The organism is Flavobacterium hydrophilum, from assembly GCF_003202405.1.
GTDB classification, from domain to species: domain Bacteria; phylum Bacteroidota; class Bacteroidia; order Flavobacteriales; family Flavobacteriaceae; genus Flavobacterium; species Flavobacterium hydrophilum.
In genome coordinates, this window is record NZ_QJHL01000001.1 from 202913 (window position 1) to 222399 (window position 19487).

A 19487-nucleotide genomic window follows, 5' to 3' on the forward strand; every position below is an offset into this window, starting at 1 on the left:
TTACAACTCATCCCCAAAATTCTACAATTGGGTTATTATATATTTTTTAACAGGAATAGTTGAAATACATTTGCTTCATCAAAAATCAAAAATGATATGAAAACCAAATTACTTTTTTTAATAAGCTTTTTATTTTTTACAACTTTATTTTTTGCACAGAATACGATTTCCGGAAGAGTAGTCGATCAAAAAGGAAAACCGGTTGCAGGAGCTAATATTTATTTAGAAGGAACTTACGATGGTGCAACAAGTTCTGAAACCGGTGAGTTTTCTTTTGAAACAACTGAAACCGGCAATAAGTTTTTAGTAGTAAGCTTTCTGCTTTTCGAAACATTCAAAAAAGAAATTGATGTGGCAAATTTCAAAGATCAGACAGTTAAATTAAGAGAAAATATAAATGCTCTTGACGCTGTAGTAATTACTGCAGGAACTTTAGAATCCGGGGATAAAGCCAGAGTTTCAGTTTTAAAACCTTTAGATATTGTAACTACAGCCGGTTCTGCCGGAAATATTATAGCAGCCTTACAGACTTTGCCGGGAACACAAAGTGTAGGCGAAGATGGGAGATTGTTTGTACGCGGGGGAGAAGCCAGCGAAACGCAAACTTTTGTTGACGGAATAAGAGTTGCACAGCCTTATGGGGCAACCACAAATAATTTACCAACCCGAAGCCGGTTTTCTCCTTTTTTGTTTAGCGGAATTGCTTTTTCTACCGGAGGTTACTCTGCAGAATACGGTGAAGCTTTATCGAGTGTTTTACTTTTGAATACGCAGGACGAAGCTGATCACGATAAAACGGACATCGGGTTAATGACTGTTGGGTTAAGTTTAGGAAACACGCAAAAGTGGAAAAAAAGTTCTTTGAGCGTCAATATGGCTTATATTAATTTAGCACCTTATCAGGCAGCGATTCCTCAAAATGTTGACTGGAACAGCCCTTATCAGTCACTTGGCGGCGAAACGGTTTACCGATATAATTTCACTAACGGGATTTTCAAATTATATGCTTCTTTTGATTCTGAAAAATTCGATTTGAACCAGAAGAATATCAATTTTGAAAATCCGGTCAGAACAGATATGAACAATAATAACTTCTATCTGAATTCGTCTTACAAAGGAACTTTTGGAACTGGCTGGCAGATCACTTCAGGAATTAGTTATGGTTACAGCAAGAATAAATTGAAATATGATGTAAACGATATTGATAATGATGAAAATGCAGCACAGTTGAAATTAAAACTGAGCAAAAAAGTTTCAAACCATTTCAAATTGTCTTTTGGTACTGACTATTTCATCACAAAATTTAATGAAGATTTTGATGATAATGTATCACTTCAGGCTTCAAACGGTTACAATTCTAATATTGCAGCATTTTATACAGAAGGTGACATTCAGTTTTCTAAAAATCTGGCGGCAAAAGTAGGTTTTAGGATTTCTAATAACAGTTTGTTAGATGAAACTGCGATTGCGCCAAGAGCTTCATTGGCATACAAAGTTTCAAAAAGCAGTCAGTTTTCTTTTGCTTATGGAGATTTCTCTCAGGCTCCTGTTGTCAATTATATCAAATATTCAAAATACCATCAGTTCGAAAGTGAAAAAGCAAAACATTACATTTTGAACTACCAATTTACAAAACCAGGACAGACTTTCAGAGCCGAAGCCTATTATAAAGATTATAGTAATTTGGTTCAGTATGATACAAAAGACATTCAATACAATTCGGTTTTTAATAATAACGGATCCGGTTACGCAAAAGGATTGGATTTATTTTGGAGAGACAGCAATTTATACAAAAACCTGGAATATTGGATATCCTATTCTTACATCGATTCTGAAAGACAATATAAAAATTTCCCGACTATGTCTACCCCTAATTTTATTGCCAATCATACTTTATCTATAGTTACTAAATATTTCATCACCGACTGGAAATCACAAATTGGTTTTACAAATAGTTACAGCTCCGGACGTCCGTATAATGATCCAAACCAAACGCAATTTATGAATGGAAAGACAAAAGCATACAATAGTTTGAGTTTCAACTGGGCTTATTTATTGACCACACAAAAGATTCTTTATTTTTCTGTTTCAAACATTTTAGGAACACAAAATGTTTTTGGATACGATTATGCCAGAACACCAGATGTAAACGGAGTTTATCAAAGACAAGCTGTAGTACCAACTGCAGACAGATTTTTCTTCTTAGGATTCTTCTGGACAATCAGTAAGGACAAAAACGAGAATCAGTTGAAGAATCTTTAGGAAAAGGACAAATGGGCAAAGGTTGAGAGAAACAAAGCTTTTCTAAAGTCAAAAAAACTTTGTCGCCCGAACCTTTGCATCTTAAAAAAAACAATTCAGTCATTAAAATCAACAACTCGGTATGATTTAATTTTAAAACAGTAAAATACAGCATACTTTTGAAGTATAAATTAATAATCAGAGTTTTAATCATCAATAAAAAATTAACCTAAAAAAAAGAAATCATGACCAAAATTATCACCGCTATTACATTATTTATCTGCAGTTTATTATCTGCTCAGACACAATTTGAACAAGGAATGGGAAAAGCTTTCGGGCTTTGGAAAGAAGGGAAAAATGCTGAAGCTTCGGCAATGTTTGAAAGAATTGCTGCAGCCGATAAAAACAGCTATTTGCCAAATTATTACGTAGCTTTAATTAATACAACTGCAGCTTTTACAGAAAAAGACAAAACCAAAATCGATTTGATGCTGACAAAAGCTCAGGATGCTTTAGATGTTGAGTTGATAAAAGATCAAAACAATGCAGAATTGCATGTTTTACAAGCCTTGATCTATACGGCTTATGTAGTGGCTGACCCAATGACAAACGGAATGAAATATTCAGCAAAAGTAATGGAAGCTTACGCAAAAGCAAAAGCTATAGATCCAAATAATCCGAGAGCTGTTTTTGGAGAGGCTGATTATCAGTTAGGAGGAGCAAAATGGACAGGAGTTGATACAAAGCCACTTTGTGCGCAGGTTGATAAAGCTATTGAACTTTTTGCTACTTTTAAACCTGAAACCCCTTTTTCTCCAAAATGGGGATTAGACAGAGCATTGGAAGCACAAAAAAATTGCAAAAAATAAAAGAGTACTCAGATAATTGTAATTCAAATAACAATATTTTTTATGATAACAGTAAATCCATATTTGTATTTTAACGGCAATTGTGAAGAAGCTTTTAATTTTTATAAATCTGTTTTTGAAGTCGAATTCCAATATGTGGCACGTTATAAAGATGTTCCGCAAACAGAAAGGCATATTTTTCAGGAACAAGACAATAAAATTATGCATGTTTCCCTTCCAATTAGCAAGGAAACAATACTCATGGGTTCTGATAATTTGCAGGCACATAAACAGGCAATATCCTATACTGATTTTTCTTTATCAATTAATACAGATAAAAAAGAAGAGGCCGATAAACTGTTTGAAAAACTTTCAAAAGGGGGTAAAATTAAATTAGCAATGAATGAAACGTTTTGGGGATCCTATTATGGAATTGTCAATGATAAATTTGGAATTAACTGGAAGATTAGTTTTGAAGTAAATTAAAAGGTACTACAACAAAGAAGTAAATTGTTAATAATGAACGACTATAGAAATACATTTGGAGAATTGAGAAGCGGAACTATTATGTGTTTCAAGATTTCTATGGTCTTTACAGTGATATTTTCTGCTTTTTTAGGAGATGATTTAAATGTCAAAAACGTATTGCTTACGTTTGTTCTAAGCTGTATGTATTCTTTCGGACTTGGTTTTGGAAATGGTTTTTTAAATATTCTTTTGGATAGAAAATGGGATTGGCTGGAACAAACTAATTTGCGTGTTTATTACGGTATTTTAGTTACAATATTATATACCATACCAGTAGTTTTAGGAATTAACTATTTTATTTTTATTGTCTTGCGAAAAATGCCTTTAGATGAGTTTTTTAATCAGAACATGATATGGACACATCTTTTTTACATCATCTTATCATTAGGAGTTTCGACTTTCATGCAGGCCAGAAGTTTTATGGTGAAATGGAAACAGGCATCAAAATTTGAAATCACACAGCAAAAGATCATTGCAGGAACGGCTAATGCCAAATTTGAAAGTTTGAAAAATCAAATTGACCCGCATTTTCTTTTTAACAGCCTTAATGTATTAAGCTCTTTGATTGAAGAAAATCCGGATAATGCACAGCGGTTTACCACTTCGTTATCTAAAATCTACCGTTATGTTTTAGAACAAAAAGATAAAGAACTGGTTTCTGTTGAAGATGAATTGTCATTTGCAAAAACCTACATGAACCTGCTGAAAATGCGTTTTGAAAACAGTTTGTTTTACGAATTACCAACTACGGAAATCAATCCCGACGCAAAAGTAGTTCCGTTGTCGTTACAGCTTTTACTTGAAAATACAGTAAAACACAATGTAGTAAGTGAACAAAAACCCCTGCATATTCGAATTTTTATTAATGGAGATTGTCTGGCTATCCAAAATGATTTTCAGAAGAAAGAAGTTTTGCAGGACAGGCAAGGGGTGGGATTACAAAATATCGTAAATCGATACGCAATTATAACCAACAGAAAGGTTTTGATTGAACAAAATGAACAAACATTCACAGTTAAGATTCCGATTTTAACGAAACAAATAGCAGTTATGGAAACAAATGCAGACTATAGTGATGAAAGCAAGGCGTATTTCAGAGCTAAAAAAAGAGTGGAAGAATTAAAAGGATTTTACGCAAATGTAATTTCGTATTGCTGTATTATTCCCTTTTTAATTTTTATAAATCTTACTTTTTCTCCTGGTTTTCAGTGGTTTTGGTTCTCGGCTATAGGCTGGGGATTTGGAGTTGTAATGCATGCTTTTAAAGTTTTTGGATACAGTTCAGACTGGGAAGAACGTAAGATTAGAGAGATTCTGGAAAAAGAGAATAACAGACAAACCTGGAAATAAGTATGGAAACAAAGTATAGTGAAGCAGAACGCTATTATCAGGCTCAGGAAAAGGTAAAAGAAATTAGAAAATTTTATGAGCATCTTGCTGTATATGTTCTTTGCAATCCGATTGTAATAATTGTAAACTTTATGACTTCGCCGGGTTATTTATATTTTTGGTATTCCTTGCTTGGCTGGGGAGTTGCAATTATTCTGCACGGATTGAAAGCCTTTGATCGTTTCCCTTTTTTAAATAAGGAATGGGAAAAAAGAAAAATTGATGAAATTCTGGAAAAAGAGAACAATAAACAAAAATGGGAGTAATCATGGAAATAAATTATAACGAAGAGGACAGATACTACCTGGCAAAAAAGAAGGTAGAGAATATAAAAGGGTTTTATGGTAATTTAATCTCATATATAGGTGTTAACATATTTTTGATTTTTATTAATTTATATACAACACCTAATCATTTATGGTTTTATTGGCCGCTAATATGGTGGGGACTGGGAGTTGTTTTTCATGGTTTAAAAGTTTTCGAAGTGTTTCCTGTTTTAGGAAAAGACTGGGAAGAGCGAAAAATCAAAGAAATCATGGAGAAAGAAAAGGAGAACAGAAACAAATGGCAATAACTTTTAAATCAAAGTAAAAAATGGGACGTTTTAGAACACGTATGTACGAAGAATACCGACAAGAGTTTAATAATGATGAACACTTTGAAATAGCCTACAAAAAAGTAAAAAGAATCAAAGGTTTTTACTCGCATTTGAAAGTTTATATTATCGTTAATGCTATTATGATTATTTCAAATCTGAATCGCGATTTTATAGGAAGCAGATTTGAAGTCAATGGCTTACTGGATTGGCATACTTATTCTACAGCATTATATTGGGGTATTGCATTAGTGATTCATGCATTTACAGTATTTGGACCTGATTTATTTTTTAATAGTGATTGGGAGCAAAAGAAAATCCGGAAATACATGGAAAAAGAATCTCAAAATACTAATAAATGGGAGTAATCTTTAATCTGAATTTTTAACATTTCAAGCCAAAAAATGACCACATTAATTATAGAAGACGAAAAACCGGCTGCAAGATTGCTACAGCGAAAGCTTGAAAAAATGGAAATTGCCGTAGAAACAATGCTACATTCTGTTGAAGAATCTATAGATTGGTTTGGCAATAACGAACATCCCGATTTGATATTTTTGGATATTCAATTATCAGATGGGTTATCGTTTGAAATTTTTGAAAAAATAGATATCAAAAGCGCTATTATTTTTACAACAGCCTATGATGAGTATGCGCTAAAAGCATTTAAACTGAACAGTATCGATTATCTTCTAAAGCCAATTGATGAAGATGAATTAGAAATGGCAGTTACCAAATTTAAAGCACGTTTGCCGAAATCAAATTCAGAAAATCAAAATCTTCAGCTTGATTTTGAACAAATACGCCGAATGCTTTCAAATCCTTTTGAGAAAAATTACAAAAAGCGATTTACCGTTAAAATAGGCCAGCACTTAAAGGTCATCACTACTGATGAAATCGAATGTTTTTTTAGTGAAAACAAAGGAACTTACATTCATACTTTTGACAATCGAAATTATTTAATCGATTCGACTTTAGAAATTTTGGAGCAGGAATTAGATATGAAGGAATTCTTTCGCGTAAGCAGGAAATACATTGTTCCACTTCATGCTATTAAGGAAATTCAGCTGTATACCAACTCCCGTCTAAAAGTAATTTTGCCGAGTTATAAAGAAGATGAGGTTATTGTAAGCCGTGAAAAAGTTCAGGATTTTAAGGGCTGGTTAGGATAAAAGGCTTACTTAAAAATTAATAAAGCACAGAAAAGATAAATAAAAAAGAGCCATATAGATTTGGCTCTTTTCTGTTTGTAAATGATTCTTATTTACTCAATCGGTGCAAGGTATACGTCATAGCACTCAAAAGGAAAAACGCCATAATTTGGTGAATTAGACCTAAAGCCAATGGCACACTGTATAATAATGTGAAAACACCAAGAGCAAACTGAACAAAAACAAAAATCACCAAAATATTAATTCCGTTTGATTGTGTTGAGGTAAGTGAATATTTTTTGCTTTTGAAATACAGGAAAAGAATAATCGCAACCACAACATAAGCAAAAGTCCTGTGTACAAACTGGACACCACTTTTTCCTTCAATCAAATTCTTCATTAAAGTAGATTGTTCAATAAAAACCGATTCGTGAATAAATTCTCCGTCACTCATCATAGGCCAGTGATTGTGAATTAAACCGGCATTTAACCCTGCTACAAAACCTCCGTAAATAATCTGGATTAATAAAGCTGCTAAAGCATATCTGGCGATTTTACGAAGCGGCAGAATCTTATTGATGTTTCTTTCAGGATAAATCAAATCTAAAGCAACCCAAAGCGTATATGCGAATGTGATAAAAGCAAAAGTTAAGTGTAATGAAAGCCTGAAGTGGCTTACATCCGGATTGTCAATTAATCCGCTGCGAACCATAAACCATCCAAGAAATCCCTGAAAACCTCCCATAGCTAAAAGAACAATACATTTTTTGATGGTTGCAGTATCTAATTTCTTTTTGATTAAAAAGTAAACAAACGGAATAAAAAATACCAAGCCAATGATACGCCCGATGAAACGGTGAAACCATTCCCAGAAATAAATAAATTTATAATCTGCTAATTGAAAATCGTTGTGAATATTGATTTTTTGGTACTCTGGAAATTTCTTGTATTGCTCAAAAGCTTCGTTCCATTTTGCTTCTGTTAAAGGCGGAAAAGTATCCGTTACCAAATGCCAGTCGGTCATGGATAAACCTGAATTGGTCAAACGGGTGATACCGCCCACGACAACCATTAAAAACAATAAAACACAACCTGATAGTAACCAGATGATTACTGATTTATTTTCTTTTTTCATTTTATAAAGTACTTATTTCTCTATTTTTTTTAAGCCTAACTTTTCAGCTCTTTTAATCACAAAATCATAAGCCGCCTGATATTCATTCGGAATATCTCCTTCTAAAATTGCTTCTTTTACCGCTTCTTTTAAAACTCCAATTTCTCTTGAAGGTTTTAAATCAAACATTTCCATAATTTCTTCTCCTGTAATGGGTGGCTGAAAATTACGCACCTGATCGCGTTCTTCAACTTCAACAATTTTTCTGCGGACAACCTCAAAGTTTTTATGGTATTTTTTGAATTTTGCCGGATTCTTTGTTGTAATATCAGCTTCGCACAAAGTCATTAAGTTCTCCACATCTTCACCCGCGTCAAAAACCAAACGACGAACAGCACTGTCGGTTACAATATCTTCTGCCAAAACAATTGGACGTGAACTCATCACAACCATTTTTTGGACAAATTTCATTTTATGGTTCAAAGGCATATGAAGACGTTCGAATATTTTCTTAGCCATTTTTCCACCCAGAAATTCATGTCCGTGAAAAGTCCAGCCTTGTTTTTTGTTAAAACGTTTGGTTGGTGCTTTTCCTATATCATGTAACAATGCTGACCAGCGCAACCACACATCATCTGTATTTGGACAAATATTATCGACAACTTCAAGCGTATGATAAAAGTTGTTTTTATGCGTATGGCCTTCAATTTCTTCTACCTGATTCAATGCTGTCAATTCAGGTAAAATTAGATCTAAAAGTCCCGTTTGGTATAAAAGCAAAAAGCCTGTTGAAGGTTTTGGGGTAGAAAGAATTTTATTCAATTCATCTACAATTCTTTCACCTGAAATAATTTTGATGCGATCAGCATTTTTTGTGATCGCATTCAGTGAGTTTTCTTCAATTTCGAAATTCAATTGAGTAGCAAACCGAATTGCACGAAGCATTCGCAATGGGTCATCAGAATAGGTAATATCCGAATCCAAAGGCGTTTTTATTATTTTGTTTTCTAAATCTTCCAAACCATTGAAAGGATCCAGAAGATTGCCGAAATTATTTTCGTTTAATGAAAGAGCAAATGCATTGATAGTAAAATCACGACGATTTTGATCATCCTGAAGTGTACCGTTTTCTACAATAGGATTTCGACTGTCACGGCTATAAGATTCTTTTCGTGCGCCTACAAATTCAATATCAGTATCTTCAAAACGAAGCATAGCTGTTCCGTAGGATTTAAAAACCTGAACTTTTGGTTTGTTGGGAAGTAATTCCGAAACTTTTAGTGCTAATTCGATACCGCTTCCAACGGCTACAACATCAATATCTTTTTTAGAACCTCTGTTTAAAAGCAAATCACGAACGAAGCCGCCAATTACATAAGAGTCAACGTTTAATTCCCGAGAAGCTTTCGAAATGATGTCGAAGATTTTGTTTTGTAAAGCTGCTTTATAATTTGTTTGTATAGCCACGAATTCACTGATTTTGATAATACGATATTCCTGAAGAGAATGAACGCGTGCAAATTTACAACATAGAAAATGCCTTTTATAATCTATGGTTGACTTTTTTGAATAATTTCACAATTTTTCAATTGAATTTTATTAAAATAATATAGTGAAGCTGAATTGCACGAATTCATTCGAAGTAATACTCAAAAATTTTAAAAATAAATTCGTGAATTCGTGGCGAAAAAAAAACTATTCCACAATAAAACAAATCAATTGTGATAATCTGTTTTTAAAAATTCAATTTGTATTTTTGAATCACTTAAAAATGCACAAATGAAAATTGTTATATCGCCTGCGAAGTCATTAAATTTCGAAAAAGAATTACCTACAAATAAACATACAGAGCCTTCATTTTTAAAAGAAGCAAGAATCGTTCATAAAGTAGTAAAAACTAAAAAGCCGGCTGAATTATCTGAATTAATGTCAATCTCAGATAAACTAGCGGATTTGAACTGGAAACGCAATCAAGACTGGAAAACACCTTTTACTGCTCAAAATGCACGTCCGGCAGTTTATACTTTTGATGGAGATGTCTACACAGGCTTGGATGCATATACAATTCCGTTAGAAAAACTGGATGCATTACAGGATAAATTAAGAATTTTATCCGGACTTTATGGTCTTCTAAAACCACTGGATTTAATGCAGGCGTATCGTTTGGAAATGGGGACTAAAATGCCTGTTGCTGAATCTAAAAACCTGCACGAATTCTGGAAACCAACGGTCACAAAAGCTTTAAACAAAGAATTGAAAAAAGACGAATTATTCGTGAATTTAGCCAGTAACGAATACTTTTCTGCAGTTGATGTAAAAGGGTTGAAAGTTCCTGTAATTACTCCGGATTTTAAAGATTATAAAGACGGAAAATTAAAAATGATCAGTTTCTTTGCTAAAAAAGCAAGAGGAATGATGGTACGTTATATCATCGATACCAATGCAGAAACTATTGACGATTTAAAAGGTTTCAATTACGAAGGTTATCAATTCGATGCGAATCTTTCAAAAGGAAATCATTTGGTTTTTACGAGATAAATTTTAAATCACTAAGATTCTGAGGTATTAAGTTTTCTTTTCTTTGTGTTAATTTTACCGCAATGAACGCTAAGATTTACGCAAGGTTCGCAAAGTTTTAAAAACTTGAAACTTGAAACTTGAAACTTGAAACTTGAAACAATAAAAAATCCGTGTCACAGGAAAACTGACACGGATTTTTCGTATTATAAATAATTACTAAATATTAATGCATCGCATCTGCGGGATTAATCTTGTTCTTTCCTCTTTTGATAAAAAAGATGATCGGAATACAACATAAAAACATCACTCCTAAGTACATAAAAATGTCCATGTATGATAAGACGGTACTTTGTTTTAGAATAGAATAATCTATAGCCTGATAGGCTTTTTTCATGGCTTCATCTGCGGTAAATCCTTTTGCCATAAAGGCTTTCTGCATTCCTGCAAGACGCTGCTGAACTTCAAATTTTGCAGGATCTAAATTATTGATCAAATTTACCCGGTGTTCCTGGCTGAAACGAGTAATGAAAGTCGTAATGATAGCAATACCAAATGATCCTCCTAATTGTCTCATCATTCCGGTAAAAGCGGCTCCTTCTCCAATTTGTTTCCCTTTAAGTGTGGAAAGCGAAAGTGTTGTAATCGGAACGAAAAGTAGTCCCAAACCGATTCCCCTTAAAATTAATGGCCAGAATAAATGTTCTACTCCGGTATCGGGTGTCATTCGGTCATGCATTAAGAGTGTAAAGAAAAAGAAAACTAAAAATCCAACTGCCACCATATAACCCTGAGGAACACCTTTCTGAATCATATTACCAACAAAAGGCATCATAATCGCAGTTGTAATAGATCCCGGAATCAAAAGCAATCCGGCATCCATTGCAGTCCATCCTAAAATTGACTGGGTGTAAATTGGGATAATTAAAGTCGATCCGTACAAACCGAAGCCAAGTATAAAACACATTATAGTTCCAATTCGTAAGTTTCCATCTTTTAGAACACTTAAATTTACAATAGGATGTTTGTACGTGAGTTCTCTCCAAATAAATAAGACTAAACCAAGAACTGTTACAACACTTAAGGTTACAATGAGTGAATCGTTAAACCAATCATCCTGCTGACCGTGCTCTAAAACGAATTGTAAGGACCCGATAAAAGAGGTTAATAATATAATTCCCCACCAGTCAACCTGATTGGCTTTTAATTTTTCTCCATATTTTGGACTCCTAACAAAACTTATTGCCAAAATAGTAGCGATAATTCCCAGAGGAATATTAATATAAAAAATATAAGGCCAGGAATAGGTATCTACCAAATATCCCCCTAATGGCGGACCTAAAGTAGGACCAACAATTACACCCATTCCGTAAATAGCCTGTGCCATACCACGTTTTGCAACCGGATAACTTTCTGTAATAATAGTTTGAGCCGTTACAAGTAATGCTCCTCCGCCCATACCCTGTACGAATCGGAAAGCAACGAGTTCCCATATATTAGTAGCGTTACCGCATAAAAAGGAACAGACTGTAAATATGATGATAGAGGCCACAAAATAATTTCGTCTTCCAAATTGCTGCGATAGCCAGCTCGTCATCGGAATTACAATAACATTCGCAATTGCGTATGCTGTAATTACCCACGCCACATCGGTCAGGGTAGCCCCAAGGCTCCCTCGCATGTGCGTTAGTGCTACGTTTACAATTGTGGTATCTACAATTTCCAGCAGTGCACAAAGTACTGCGGTAATCGTAATGATAACACGTCTATAACCGTATTCTACTAAATCATCATCTGATTGTACTGCTGCTGCCATTTATTTTATTTCAAGTGTACATCTACATCAACATTCATTCCCGGACGTAATAATTTTACTTTTTCAGGATCGTTTGAAGGGTCTAAACTGATTTTTACCGGTAATCTCTGAATTGTTTTTACGAAATTTCCTGTAGCATTGTCAGGAGGCAATAGAGAGAAACGTGATCCTGTAGCAGGAGAAAAAGATGTTAAAGTACCTTTAAACTCATAATTAGGATAAGCATCTACTTTCAGGCTTACTTTTTGACCTACAACCATTTTATTCAATTGCGTTTCTTTGAAGTTAGCAACAACCCATGCTTCATTATTATTGATAATGTAGAATAAAGATTGTCCTGGCTGAACCAATTGTCCAGGCTGAATATCCACTTTAGAAACCTGTCCGTCAATCGCAGCGGTTACAACAGTGTAAGATAGATTCAAATATGCTACATCAAGCATTGTTTTTGCTTTTTTGATGTTAGCTGCAGCAACCTCTGTTTGTTTATCAGAAACTTTAGATTTTGACTGAATCACTGATTTTTGGAAAGAGCTTGCTCTTTGTTGCTGCTCTAAAACACGTACCTGATTTTCAGCTTCATCTTTTGCGGTTTGTGCCTGCTCAAATTGCTGTTTTGTAATGGTATGTGTTTTATATAAGTTGTTGTAACGATTAAAATCGTTTGTTGCTTGTCTTAATCTGATTTTTGCACTTTCGATAGAACCTCCTGCAGATCTCATTTGAGCGTCAGAAACATTAATGCTTGCGTATGCGCTTCCAATATCTGCTTTTGCGGCTTCGTATTGACCTTCAGCACCTAATAAAGCAGCATGCGCTTCATCAATTTTTAACTGATAATCTCTCTTGTCAATTGTAAACAGAGTATCTCCTTTTTTTACAAAGTCATTATCTTTTACAAATACTTTGCTAATATATCCTGAAACCCTCGGGATAATCGGATTCATTTTTTTCTCGATTTGAGCATCATCCGTTTCTTCGTGACCTTGTGAGTGAAGGTATTTTGATATTCCGTAAGTTCCGCCCACTAAAATCAAAACGGTTAATATGATGATGAATTTTTTATTTGTCTTTTTCTTTTCCATGAGAGCTATCGATTATATTTTAGAAAGATTGAATGATTGAGATAATTGTCCTGATACTGAAAGCAGTTCGTAATATTTTTGAATAATAGTGGCTTTTGATAAAGCAGTATTGATTTTAGCACTAAGATTTTCAACATCTGCCTCCACCAAATCATTAGTGTCTGATAAACCATTATCAAATTTATCTTTTACCAGTCTGTAGTTTTCAGTTGCCTGTTGAAGTGCTTCATCATAAACCACACTTTGATTAATTGCCAAGTCATAATCTTCAATAGATTTCTGAACTTCAATTTTAATATGATCTGTCATGATTGCTTCCGTATTTTTTACTTCCAAAGCTTTACTTTCGGCTTCTTTTACATGAGCGCTGTTTTTATAAATCCCGGATAAATCATAAGATAAGCCTATTCCAAAATTCATAGCATACTTTACTGTAATAAAATCTTTTAAGTCTAAAGCAGTATAACCTCCTAACAGAGCCAGAGAAGGATAATAAGCTGCTTTTGCAACTCTAATATTTGCTTCACTAGCTTTTGACTGCAAGCGAACTGCCTCTAAATCCTTTCTGTTTTCAAGTGCTGAAGCATCAGATGTTGGAATATTATTTGTTTTCAAATTAAAGAAATCCTGCTCGTTCACCTGAATTTTAACCGATGGTTCTAATTTAAGCAATGTCGTAAGATAAAAATTGATATTATTGAGGTTATTGTTCGCCTCGTCAATAGATAATTGCGTTTTAGAAACCAATAATTGTGCTTTCAATAAATCATTTCTTGGTATGATTCCATTTTTTTCTAATTCGGTAAAATCGGTGACACGCTGTTTCGCCTGTTTTTGATTTTCGCTTAAAAGATCTAATGTTTTTTGTGCTTTGTATAAGGCAGTGTAATAGGTAATCACACGCAAGGCAACATCTTCTTTTGTTTTTGCAGCATTAGCAGTTTCGGCTTCATATAAATTGTCATAGGCTTCAATGCTGTTTTGAATTTTAAAACCTGAAAAGATTGGCATACTTAAGTTCGCCATACCAAGCATTACACGATCAGGAGATGCCATTGACTCATTGCTTGCTTCATCATTGTGCATGTCGATTGAAGCTTTTGTTAAGCGTTGATATTGTCCGGAAATTTTTAAATCAGGATATTGATTATTTTTTACCGTAGACAATTCGTATTTTTTTGTGTTTACCTTAGTATTGGCCAGCGTAACTTCGTTACTTTTTTCCCAGGCCAGTTTAACGGCTTCATCTAAGGTTAAACTTGTTTTTTCTTGTGCTTCTGTTGAAGATATTCCGATAAAGAAAACTCCAAAGAGCATTAATTGACTAATTTTCATAAACAAGTAGTGCTTTTATAGTTTGTTGAATGTGCTTTTTAAGAGTAGTTTTGATATAATTGTTATACAATTCTTCTGTATTTAAATTCAGCAGTTCTACGAAGAAAGGTTTATTCATATGAAAATGAAAAAATGTTCCAATTATTGTAGGCGTGATGAGCGGAATGATAACATCTTTTCTAAAAACGCCTTTTGCCTGGCCTTGCGAAATAATACTTTCAACTGATTTAAGATTTCCTTTTTTTAATTCGGTAAAGGCGGTCATGCTTTTTTCTCTTTCTTTTGAATTGAGCTCAAAATGTAAAACTCTGAAAATGCCTTTGTTGCAATTAATTCTGGTAATATAAATTTCAATTAACTTATTGATTTTCTCGAGAGGTTCGATATTTTCGTGCAATAAGTTTTCAAGTTTTAATTTTAAATCTGAAGTTTTGTAGATAATCAGTGATTCCAGCAGCCGGTCTTTTGAACCAAAATAATACGAAATCATGGCAACATTAATTTTTGCCATTTTTGAGATATCCCGTATCGAGGTGCCTTCAAATCCTTTATCAGAAAAAAGCTTTTCTGCTACTTCCAGAATCTGAATTTTTTTGTCATTTAATTCGATGTGTGACATGGTAATGTTTTCTAATCGAATACAAAATTAAACACTTGTTTAAATTAAACACTTGTTTAATTTTTGTTTAACATAAAATTAACATAAAACGGTTTCGCAATTTTGATCATAAAAAAAGCTGAAACATTAACGTTTCAGCTTTTTTTATGTCAATCTAAAGTAGAAAATTGGATAAATCTATATTTTTATCTATCGAATTCCTCCAACAAACTCCTTAATCTTCCCACTTCCGCTTTCAGATAAATGTTTAATAAAAGCACTTCCAATAATCGCCCCTTTTGCATATTTTGTAGCCTGACTGAAGGTTTCTTTATTAGAAATTCCAAAACCAACGATTTGAGGATTTTTCAGGTTTAAGTTTGAAATTCTCTCAAAATAGGTTTCCTGAGTGTTTCCAAAACCTGCCTGAGAACCTGTCACACTTGCCGAACTTACCATATAAATAAATCCGTTTGAAACGCTGTCGATAAAACGAATACGTTCGTCTGAAGTCTGTGGTGTAATTAAAAACACATTGATCAAACCGTATTTTTCGAAAATGGCTTTGTACTGATCTGCGTAAACATCAACCGGAAGATCCGGAATAATTAAACCATCGATACCAATTTCAGCACATTTTTTACAAAAAGTCTCAACTCCGTATTGGAGCATTGGGTTAAAATAGCCCATGATAATCAACGGAATTGTTACGCTTTTGCGGATGTTTGCCAGCTGATCAAATAGAATCTGAGTTGTCATTCCGTTATGAAGCGCTGTTGTTGAACTCGCCTGAATGGTTGGTCCGTCTGCCAAAGGATCACTGAAAGGCAAACCAATTTCGATTAAGTCTACCCCATTTTTTTCTAAATCCTGAATGATTTGAACTGTGTCATTTAGGTTTGGATATCCTGCAGAGAAATAGATAGAAAGGATTTTTTTATCTTCTTGTAATTTTTGAGTTATTCTGTTCATTGTAATGTCTTTTATACTCCTGCAAGGTTGTCAAAACTTAGAGGAGTTTTATCTAAAGTAAATTTTTTATATTTTAAAGCTTTTAAAACCTGAAACAAATTATAATCTTTTGAAGATTAATTCTCAATGTAAATCCACGCAACAATTCCTGATTTCAGAGTAATTTCTACTCTTTTATAAGCATTAGACTCGAATTGATCTGCTTTGGCAAGATCTGCGCTGGAAATGCTGTAAACGATTCCGTCAACGGCATCCGATGGATTTTCGCTTGGTGTTGCTACAAAATAGTCTTCAATTCCAAATTCTTCTTCTATCTGAAGATCTTTTAGTTTGTAACCTGCCAACTGGTCCGGTGTTCCGATTAACAGCTTATTAAAAACCTGCATCTGAATTTCTTTTGACTGTAATGTTCCGTATGAGAATATCTGTTCCATAAATTTATTTTCTCGTTATTTTTTGCGTTAGGGATAGCAACGGTATCTCCCGATTTAGAAAAACAAGGCTTTTTAGGCGTAGTTTTTGTTAAGCTGGAATTTAGCGGATAGCCTCCCGATAGCTATCGGGATTGGGAACGCCTAAATTACGATTTTTATTACAATTTAAAATAATCTATGTAATTATCTAAATCTTTATCACCACGACCCGAAAGGCTGATCACCACAATATCAGTTGGTTTGAATTTCTTTTGATCTAAAACCGCAAAAGCATGCGCGCTCTCTATTGCGGGAATGATACCTTCTAATTTTGTAAGCTGTAAGCCTGCGTTCATTGCATCGTCATCGGTTACGGAGAAAAACTCTCCACGGCCTGATTGTGCTAAATGCGCATGCATAGGTCCAACTCCAGGGTAATCAAGGCCAGCAGAAATTGAGTACGGTTCTGTAATTTGTCCGTCAGCGGTTTGCATTAAAAGGGTTTTGCAGCCGTGAATAACGCCTACTTTTCCTAATTTACTGGTAGCGGCACTATGACCGCTATCTACGCCTTTTCCGGCTGCTTCTACTGCGATAATACCCACTTCAGGCTCATGTAAAAAATGATAATAAGTCCCTGCAGCGTTACTTCCTCCACCGATACAGGCTACTACATAATCAGGGTTTTCACGTCCTTCTTTTTCTTTTAACTGCCATTTAATTTCTTCGGAAATTATACTCTGAAAACGGGTTACCATATCCGGATAAGGATGAGGTCCAATAGCAGAACCAATAATATAATGTGTATCAACCGGATTGTTGATCCAGTCACGGATAGCTTCGTTCGTAGCATCTTTTAAGGTTCTTGAACCCGAAAGTGCCGGACGAACTTCGGCGCCTAACATTTTCATACGGGCTACGTTTGGAGCCTGACGGGCAATGTCGATTTCACCCATATACACGATGCATTCCATTCCCATCAATGCACAAACAGTAGCTGTTGCCACACCATGCTGACCAGCACCGGTTTCGGCAATAATTCTTTTTTTGCCTAAACGTTTTGCAACTAATATTTGCCCGATTGTATTGTTAACTTTATGTGCTCCTGTATGGTTTAAGTCTTCTCTTTTTAAGTAGACTTTTGTATTGTATTTTTCAGATAAACGTTTAGCAAAATATAATGGGCTAGGGCGGCCAACGTAATCTTTGAGCAATTGGTCAAATTCTGCTTTAAAATCAGGTTCAGCTGTAATTTTTAAATAATTCTGGCGTAATTCTTCTACATTTGGATAGAGCATTTCAGGAATATAAGCTCCACCAAATTCTCCGTAATATCCTTTTTCGTCTACGTTAAAATTCATTTTGTTTTAAAGTTTAAATGTTGACAATTTCAAATTTTCGTTTGAAATTGCTTAATAGATTTTTATTCTTTAGCCCTGGTTCGATTTCAAATTTACTATTTATATCCACAGCATAAATAGGTAAATTGCTTTTTGAAATTTCTTCAATGGCTTTTAATTCATTCATTCCGATTCCGCCGCTTAAAAAGAAAGGCTTCTTCGAATTGTATTTTTTTAATATTGTCCAGTCAAAAGTGGTTCCGTTGCCGCCGGGTAATTTTCCTTTGGTATCAAACAAAAAATAATCAGATACACTTTCAAAAGGCTTTATGATTTCAAAATCAAAATTTTCATCGGCAGAAAATACTTTTATGATTTCGGTTTTTTTTGGTAATTGTTTTTTAAGTTCCGAGCAAAATTCTATTGATTCATTTCCGTGTAACTGAACGGCTTGTAAATGGTATTTTTCGACTTTTTCCAGAATTTCTTCCTGGCTCTGGTTAACAAATACGCCTGTTTTTTTAATTGTTTTTATAAGTTCCGGAATGTTTCCATCACAATATCTTGCGGATTTATCCCAGAAAATAAACCCCATATAATCGGGCAGGAGTGAACCTACTTCGAGAATGTTGTCGGGATATTTCATGCCGCATATTTTGAGTTTCATTTTTGTTGGCTTTGGGCTTTGGACTTTGAGCAATGGGCTTTGTGCGGTGGGCCGATAACCCATCGCTGATTGCCCACAACTGAAGGCTTATAGCTGTTTAATAAATTCTGTTGCAGCTTCTCCGGCGTTATCGGTTTTCATGAAGTTTTCTCCAATTAAAAATCCTTTGTAACCAAAAGGCTTTAATTCCGAAATAGCTTCGACAGATGAAATCCCGCTTTCAGAAACTTTTACAAACTCATCCGGGATTTGAGAAGCCAGCTGTTTGCTGTAATCCAGGCTTACTTCGAAAGTTTTCAAATTTCTGTTGTTTACACCAATCATATCTAAACTTGGCATAATTGATTTTTGCAGTTCTTCAAGATTGTGAACTTCCAGTAAAACTTCTAATCCTAATTTTTTGGCAAATTCGGATAAGGATTTGATCTCTTCACGGGTCAAAACTGCTGCGATCAATAAAATCAAATCGGCTCCATGGGCTTTTGCTTCTAAAATCTGGTATTCGTCTACAATAAATTCTTTTCGCAATAGCGGAATATTTACACTCGCTCTTGCTAAAAGCAAATCGTCTAAAGAACCGCCAAAATATTTTCCATCGGTTAAAACTGAAATTCCACACGCTCCTGCATCTTCGTAACCTTTAACAACTTCTTCAACCGTGAAATTGTTGTTGATGATTGATTTTGAAGGCGAACGACGCTTATGTTCTGCTATAATTCCGGAATTACTTTCTCTTAATTTCTGACTTAGAGAAATTATTTCTCTTTCAAAAAACACTGAACTTTCCAATTGTGAAATCGGAATGATGGATTTTTTAAGAACGACTTCACGTTGTTTATCGAAGATTATTTTATCTAATATATTCATTTTAATTCTTT

The 19487-nt window shown here is 34.3% G+C and carries 20 protein-coding genes; 9 read left to right on the forward strand and 11 right to left on the reverse strand.

Annotated elements, in window-relative coordinates; translation table 11 throughout:
- The first annotated feature begins 96 nt into the window (after positions 1 to 96).
- The 8 genes from DMB68_RS00935 to DMB68_RS00970 all read left to right on the forward strand — a co-directional run bounded on the left by DMB68_RS00935 (position 97) and on the right by DMB68_RS00970 (position 6773).
- Positions 97 to 2262, forward strand: a complete 2166-nt coding sequence (locus DMB68_RS00935; RefSeq protein WP_110344812.1) for a TonB-dependent receptor — start codon at positions 97 to 99, stop codon at positions 2260 to 2262.
- 224 nt (positions 2263 to 2486) lie between these two features.
- Complete coding sequence (locus DMB68_RS00940) at positions 2487 to 3110, forward strand: hypothetical protein (protein WP_110344813.1); 624 nt, start codon at positions 2487 to 2489, stop codon at positions 3108 to 3110.
- A gap of 42 nt (positions 3111 to 3152) precedes the next feature.
- The gene (locus DMB68_RS00945) at positions 3153 to 3575 is read left to right on the forward strand and encodes a VOC family protein (protein WP_110344814.1); all 423 of its coding nucleotides are present in this window, start codon (positions 3153 to 3155) and stop codon (positions 3573 to 3575) included.
- A 33-nt stretch (positions 3576 to 3608) separates the two neighbouring features.
- On the forward strand, positions 3609 to 4967 hold the full coding sequence (locus DMB68_RS00950; RefSeq protein WP_110344815.1) for a histidine kinase: 1359 nt from the start codon (positions 3609 to 3611) through the stop codon (positions 4965 to 4967).
- A 2-nt stretch (positions 4968 to 4969) separates the two neighbouring features.
- The gene (locus DMB68_RS00955) at positions 4970 to 5272 is read left to right on the forward strand and encodes a 2TM domain-containing protein (protein WP_110344816.1); all 303 of its coding nucleotides are present in this window, start codon (positions 4970 to 4972) and stop codon (positions 5270 to 5272) included.
- On the forward strand, positions 5263 to 5580 hold the full coding sequence (locus DMB68_RS00960; RefSeq protein WP_110344817.1) for a 2TM domain-containing protein: 318 nt from the start codon (positions 5263 to 5265) through the stop codon (positions 5578 to 5580). Before DMB68_RS00955 ends, DMB68_RS00960 begins: the two co-directional genes overlap by 10 nt.
- Positions 5581 to 5600: 20 nt before the next feature.
- On the forward strand, positions 5601 to 5969 hold the full coding sequence (locus DMB68_RS00965) for a 2TM domain-containing protein (protein WP_110344818.1): 369 nt from the start codon (positions 5601 to 5603) through the stop codon (positions 5967 to 5969).
- A gap of 36 nt (positions 5970 to 6005) precedes the next feature.
- A complete protein-coding gene (locus tag DMB68_RS00970) occupies positions 6006 to 6773 on the forward strand; it encodes a LytR/AlgR family response regulator transcription factor (protein WP_110344819.1) in 768 nt (255 codons plus the stop codon).
- An 88-nt stretch (positions 6774 to 6861) separates the two neighbouring features.
- Here the strand turns inward: DMB68_RS00970 and DMB68_RS00975 are convergent, their stop codons facing one another.
- On the reverse strand, positions 6862 to 7887 hold the full coding sequence (locus tag DMB68_RS00975; RefSeq protein WP_110344820.1) for a COX15/CtaA family protein: 1026 nt from the start codon (positions 7885 to 7887) through the stop codon (positions 6862 to 6864).
- A 12-nt stretch (positions 7888 to 7899) separates the two neighbouring features.
- A complete protein-coding gene (locus DMB68_RS00980; protein ID WP_165830071.1) occupies positions 7900 to 9333 on the reverse strand; it encodes a CCA tRNA nucleotidyltransferase in 1434 nt (477 codons plus the stop codon).
- A 312-nt stretch (positions 9334 to 9645) separates the two neighbouring features.
- On the opposite strand from DMB68_RS00980, the gene yaaA reads away from it, so the two are divergent.
- Entirely contained in the window at positions 9646 to 10404 is a 759-nt protein-coding gene (gene yaaA, locus DMB68_RS00985) for a peroxide stress protein YaaA (protein ID WP_110344821.1), read from the forward strand.
- A gap of 205 nt (positions 10405 to 10609) precedes the next feature.
- On the opposite strand, the gene DMB68_RS00990 is transcribed toward yaaA, so the two are convergent.
- The 9 genes from DMB68_RS00990 to trpC all read right to left on the reverse strand — a co-directional run bounded on the left by DMB68_RS00990 (position 10610) and on the right by trpC (position 19476).
- Positions 10610 to 12199: a DHA2 family efflux MFS transporter permease subunit gene (locus DMB68_RS00990; RefSeq protein WP_110344822.1), complete on the reverse strand. Its 1590-nt coding sequence runs from the start codon at positions 12197 to 12199 to the stop codon at positions 10610 to 10612.
- A gap of 5 nt (positions 12200 to 12204) precedes the next feature.
- Complete coding sequence (locus DMB68_RS00995; protein WP_110344823.1) at positions 12205 to 13284, reverse strand: HlyD family secretion protein; 1080 nt, start codon at positions 13282 to 13284, stop codon at positions 12205 to 12207.
- Positions 13285 to 13296: 12 nt separating this feature from the next.
- Positions 13297 to 14619, reverse strand: coding sequence for a TolC family protein (locus DMB68_RS01000; protein ID WP_110344824.1), 1323 nt, complete (start codon positions 14617 to 14619; stop codon positions 13297 to 13299).
- Complete coding sequence (locus DMB68_RS01005) at positions 14609 to 15238, reverse strand: TetR/AcrR family transcriptional regulator (RefSeq protein ID WP_110344825.1); 630 nt, start codon at positions 15236 to 15238, stop codon at positions 14609 to 14611. Before DMB68_RS01005 ends, DMB68_RS01000 begins: the two co-directional genes overlap by 11 nt.
- Before the next feature lie 189 nt (positions 15239 to 15427).
- The gene (gene trpA, locus DMB68_RS01010) at positions 15428 to 16189 is read right to left on the reverse strand and encodes a tryptophan synthase subunit alpha (protein WP_110344826.1); all 762 of its coding nucleotides are present in this window, start codon (positions 16187 to 16189) and stop codon (positions 15428 to 15430) included.
- 116 nt (positions 16190 to 16305) lie between these two features.
- Complete coding sequence (locus DMB68_RS01015; RefSeq protein ID WP_110344827.1) at positions 16306 to 16623, reverse strand: gamma-glutamylcyclotransferase family protein; 318 nt, start codon at positions 16621 to 16623, stop codon at positions 16306 to 16308.
- Between the two features lie 158 nt (positions 16624 to 16781).
- Positions 16782 to 17963 (reverse strand): tryptophan synthase subunit beta, encoded by a 1182-nt coding sequence (trpB, locus tag DMB68_RS01020; RefSeq protein WP_110344828.1) that lies wholly within the window; start codon positions 17961 to 17963, stop codon positions 16782 to 16784.
- Positions 17964 to 17976: 13 nt separating this feature from the next.
- Entirely contained in the window at positions 17977 to 18609 is a 633-nt protein-coding gene (locus tag DMB68_RS01025) for a phosphoribosylanthranilate isomerase (RefSeq protein ID WP_110344829.1), read from the reverse strand.
- 87 nt (positions 18610 to 18696) lie between these two features.
- Entirely contained in the window at positions 18697 to 19476 is a 780-nt protein-coding gene (gene trpC, locus DMB68_RS01030) for an indole-3-glycerol phosphate synthase TrpC (protein WP_110344830.1), read from the reverse strand.
- Positions 19477 to 19487 lie beyond the last annotated feature (11 nt).

Coding starts and splice junctions, on each gene's coding strand:
- DMB68_RS00935 (WP_110344812.1), top strand. CDS start 97: ATGAAAACCAAATTACTTTTTTTAATAAGCTTTTTATTTTTTACAACT.
- DMB68_RS00940 (WP_110344813.1), top strand. CDS start 2,487: ATGACCAAAATTATCACCGCTATTACATTATTTATCTGCAGTTTATTA.
- DMB68_RS00945 (WP_110344814.1), top strand. CDS start 3,153: ATGATAACAGTAAATCCATATTTGTATTTTAACGGCAATTGTGAAGAA.
- DMB68_RS00950 (WP_110344815.1), top strand. CDS start 3,609: ATGAACGACTATAGAAATACATTTGGAGAATTGAGAAGCGGAACTATT.
- DMB68_RS00955 (WP_110344816.1), top strand. CDS start 4,970: ATGGAAACAAAGTATAGTGAAGCAGAACGCTATTATCAGGCTCAGGAA.
- DMB68_RS00960 (WP_110344817.1), top strand. CDS start 5,263: ATGGGAGTAATCATGGAAATAAATTATAACGAAGAGGACAGATACTAC.
- DMB68_RS00965 (WP_110344818.1), top strand. CDS start 5,601: ATGGGACGTTTTAGAACACGTATGTACGAAGAATACCGACAAGAGTTT.
- DMB68_RS00970 (WP_110344819.1), top strand. CDS start 6,006: ATGACCACATTAATTATAGAAGACGAAAAACCGGCTGCAAGATTGCTA.
- DMB68_RS00975 (WP_110344820.1), bottom strand. CDS start 7,887: ATGAAAAAAGAAAATAAATCAGTAATCATCTGGTTACTATCAGGTTGT.
- yaaA (WP_110344821.1), top strand. CDS start 9,646: ATGAAAATTGTTATATCGCCTGCGAAGTCATTAAATTTCGAAAAAGAA.
- DMB68_RS00990 (WP_110344822.1), bottom strand. CDS start 12,199: ATGGCAGCAGCAGTACAATCAGATGATGATTTAGTAGAATACGGTTAT.
- DMB68_RS00995 (WP_110344823.1), bottom strand. CDS start 13,284: ATGGAAAAGAAAAAGACAAATAAAAAATTCATCATCATATTAACCGTT.
- DMB68_RS01000 (WP_110344824.1), bottom strand. CDS start 14,619: ATGAAAATTAGTCAATTAATGCTCTTTGGAGTTTTCTTTATCGGAATA.
- DMB68_RS01005 (WP_110344825.1), bottom strand. CDS start 15,238: ATGTCACACATCGAATTAAATGACAAAAAAATTCAGATTCTGGAAGTA.
- trpA (WP_110344826.1), bottom strand. CDS start 16,189: ATGAACAGAATAACTCAAAAATTACAAGAAGATAAAAAAATCCTTTCT.
- DMB68_RS01015 (WP_110344827.1), bottom strand. CDS start 16,623: ATGGAACAGATATTCTCATACGGAACATTACAGTCAAAAGAAATTCAG.
- trpB (WP_110344828.1), bottom strand. CDS start 17,963: ATGAATTTTAACGTAGACGAAAAAGGATATTACGGAGAATTTGGTGGA.
- DMB68_RS01025 (WP_110344829.1), bottom strand. CDS start 18,609: ATGAAACTCAAAATATGCGGCATGAAATATCCCGACAACATTCTCGAA.
- trpC (WP_110344830.1), bottom strand. CDS start 19,476: ATGAATATATTAGATAAAATAATCTTCGATAAACAACGTGAAGTCGTT.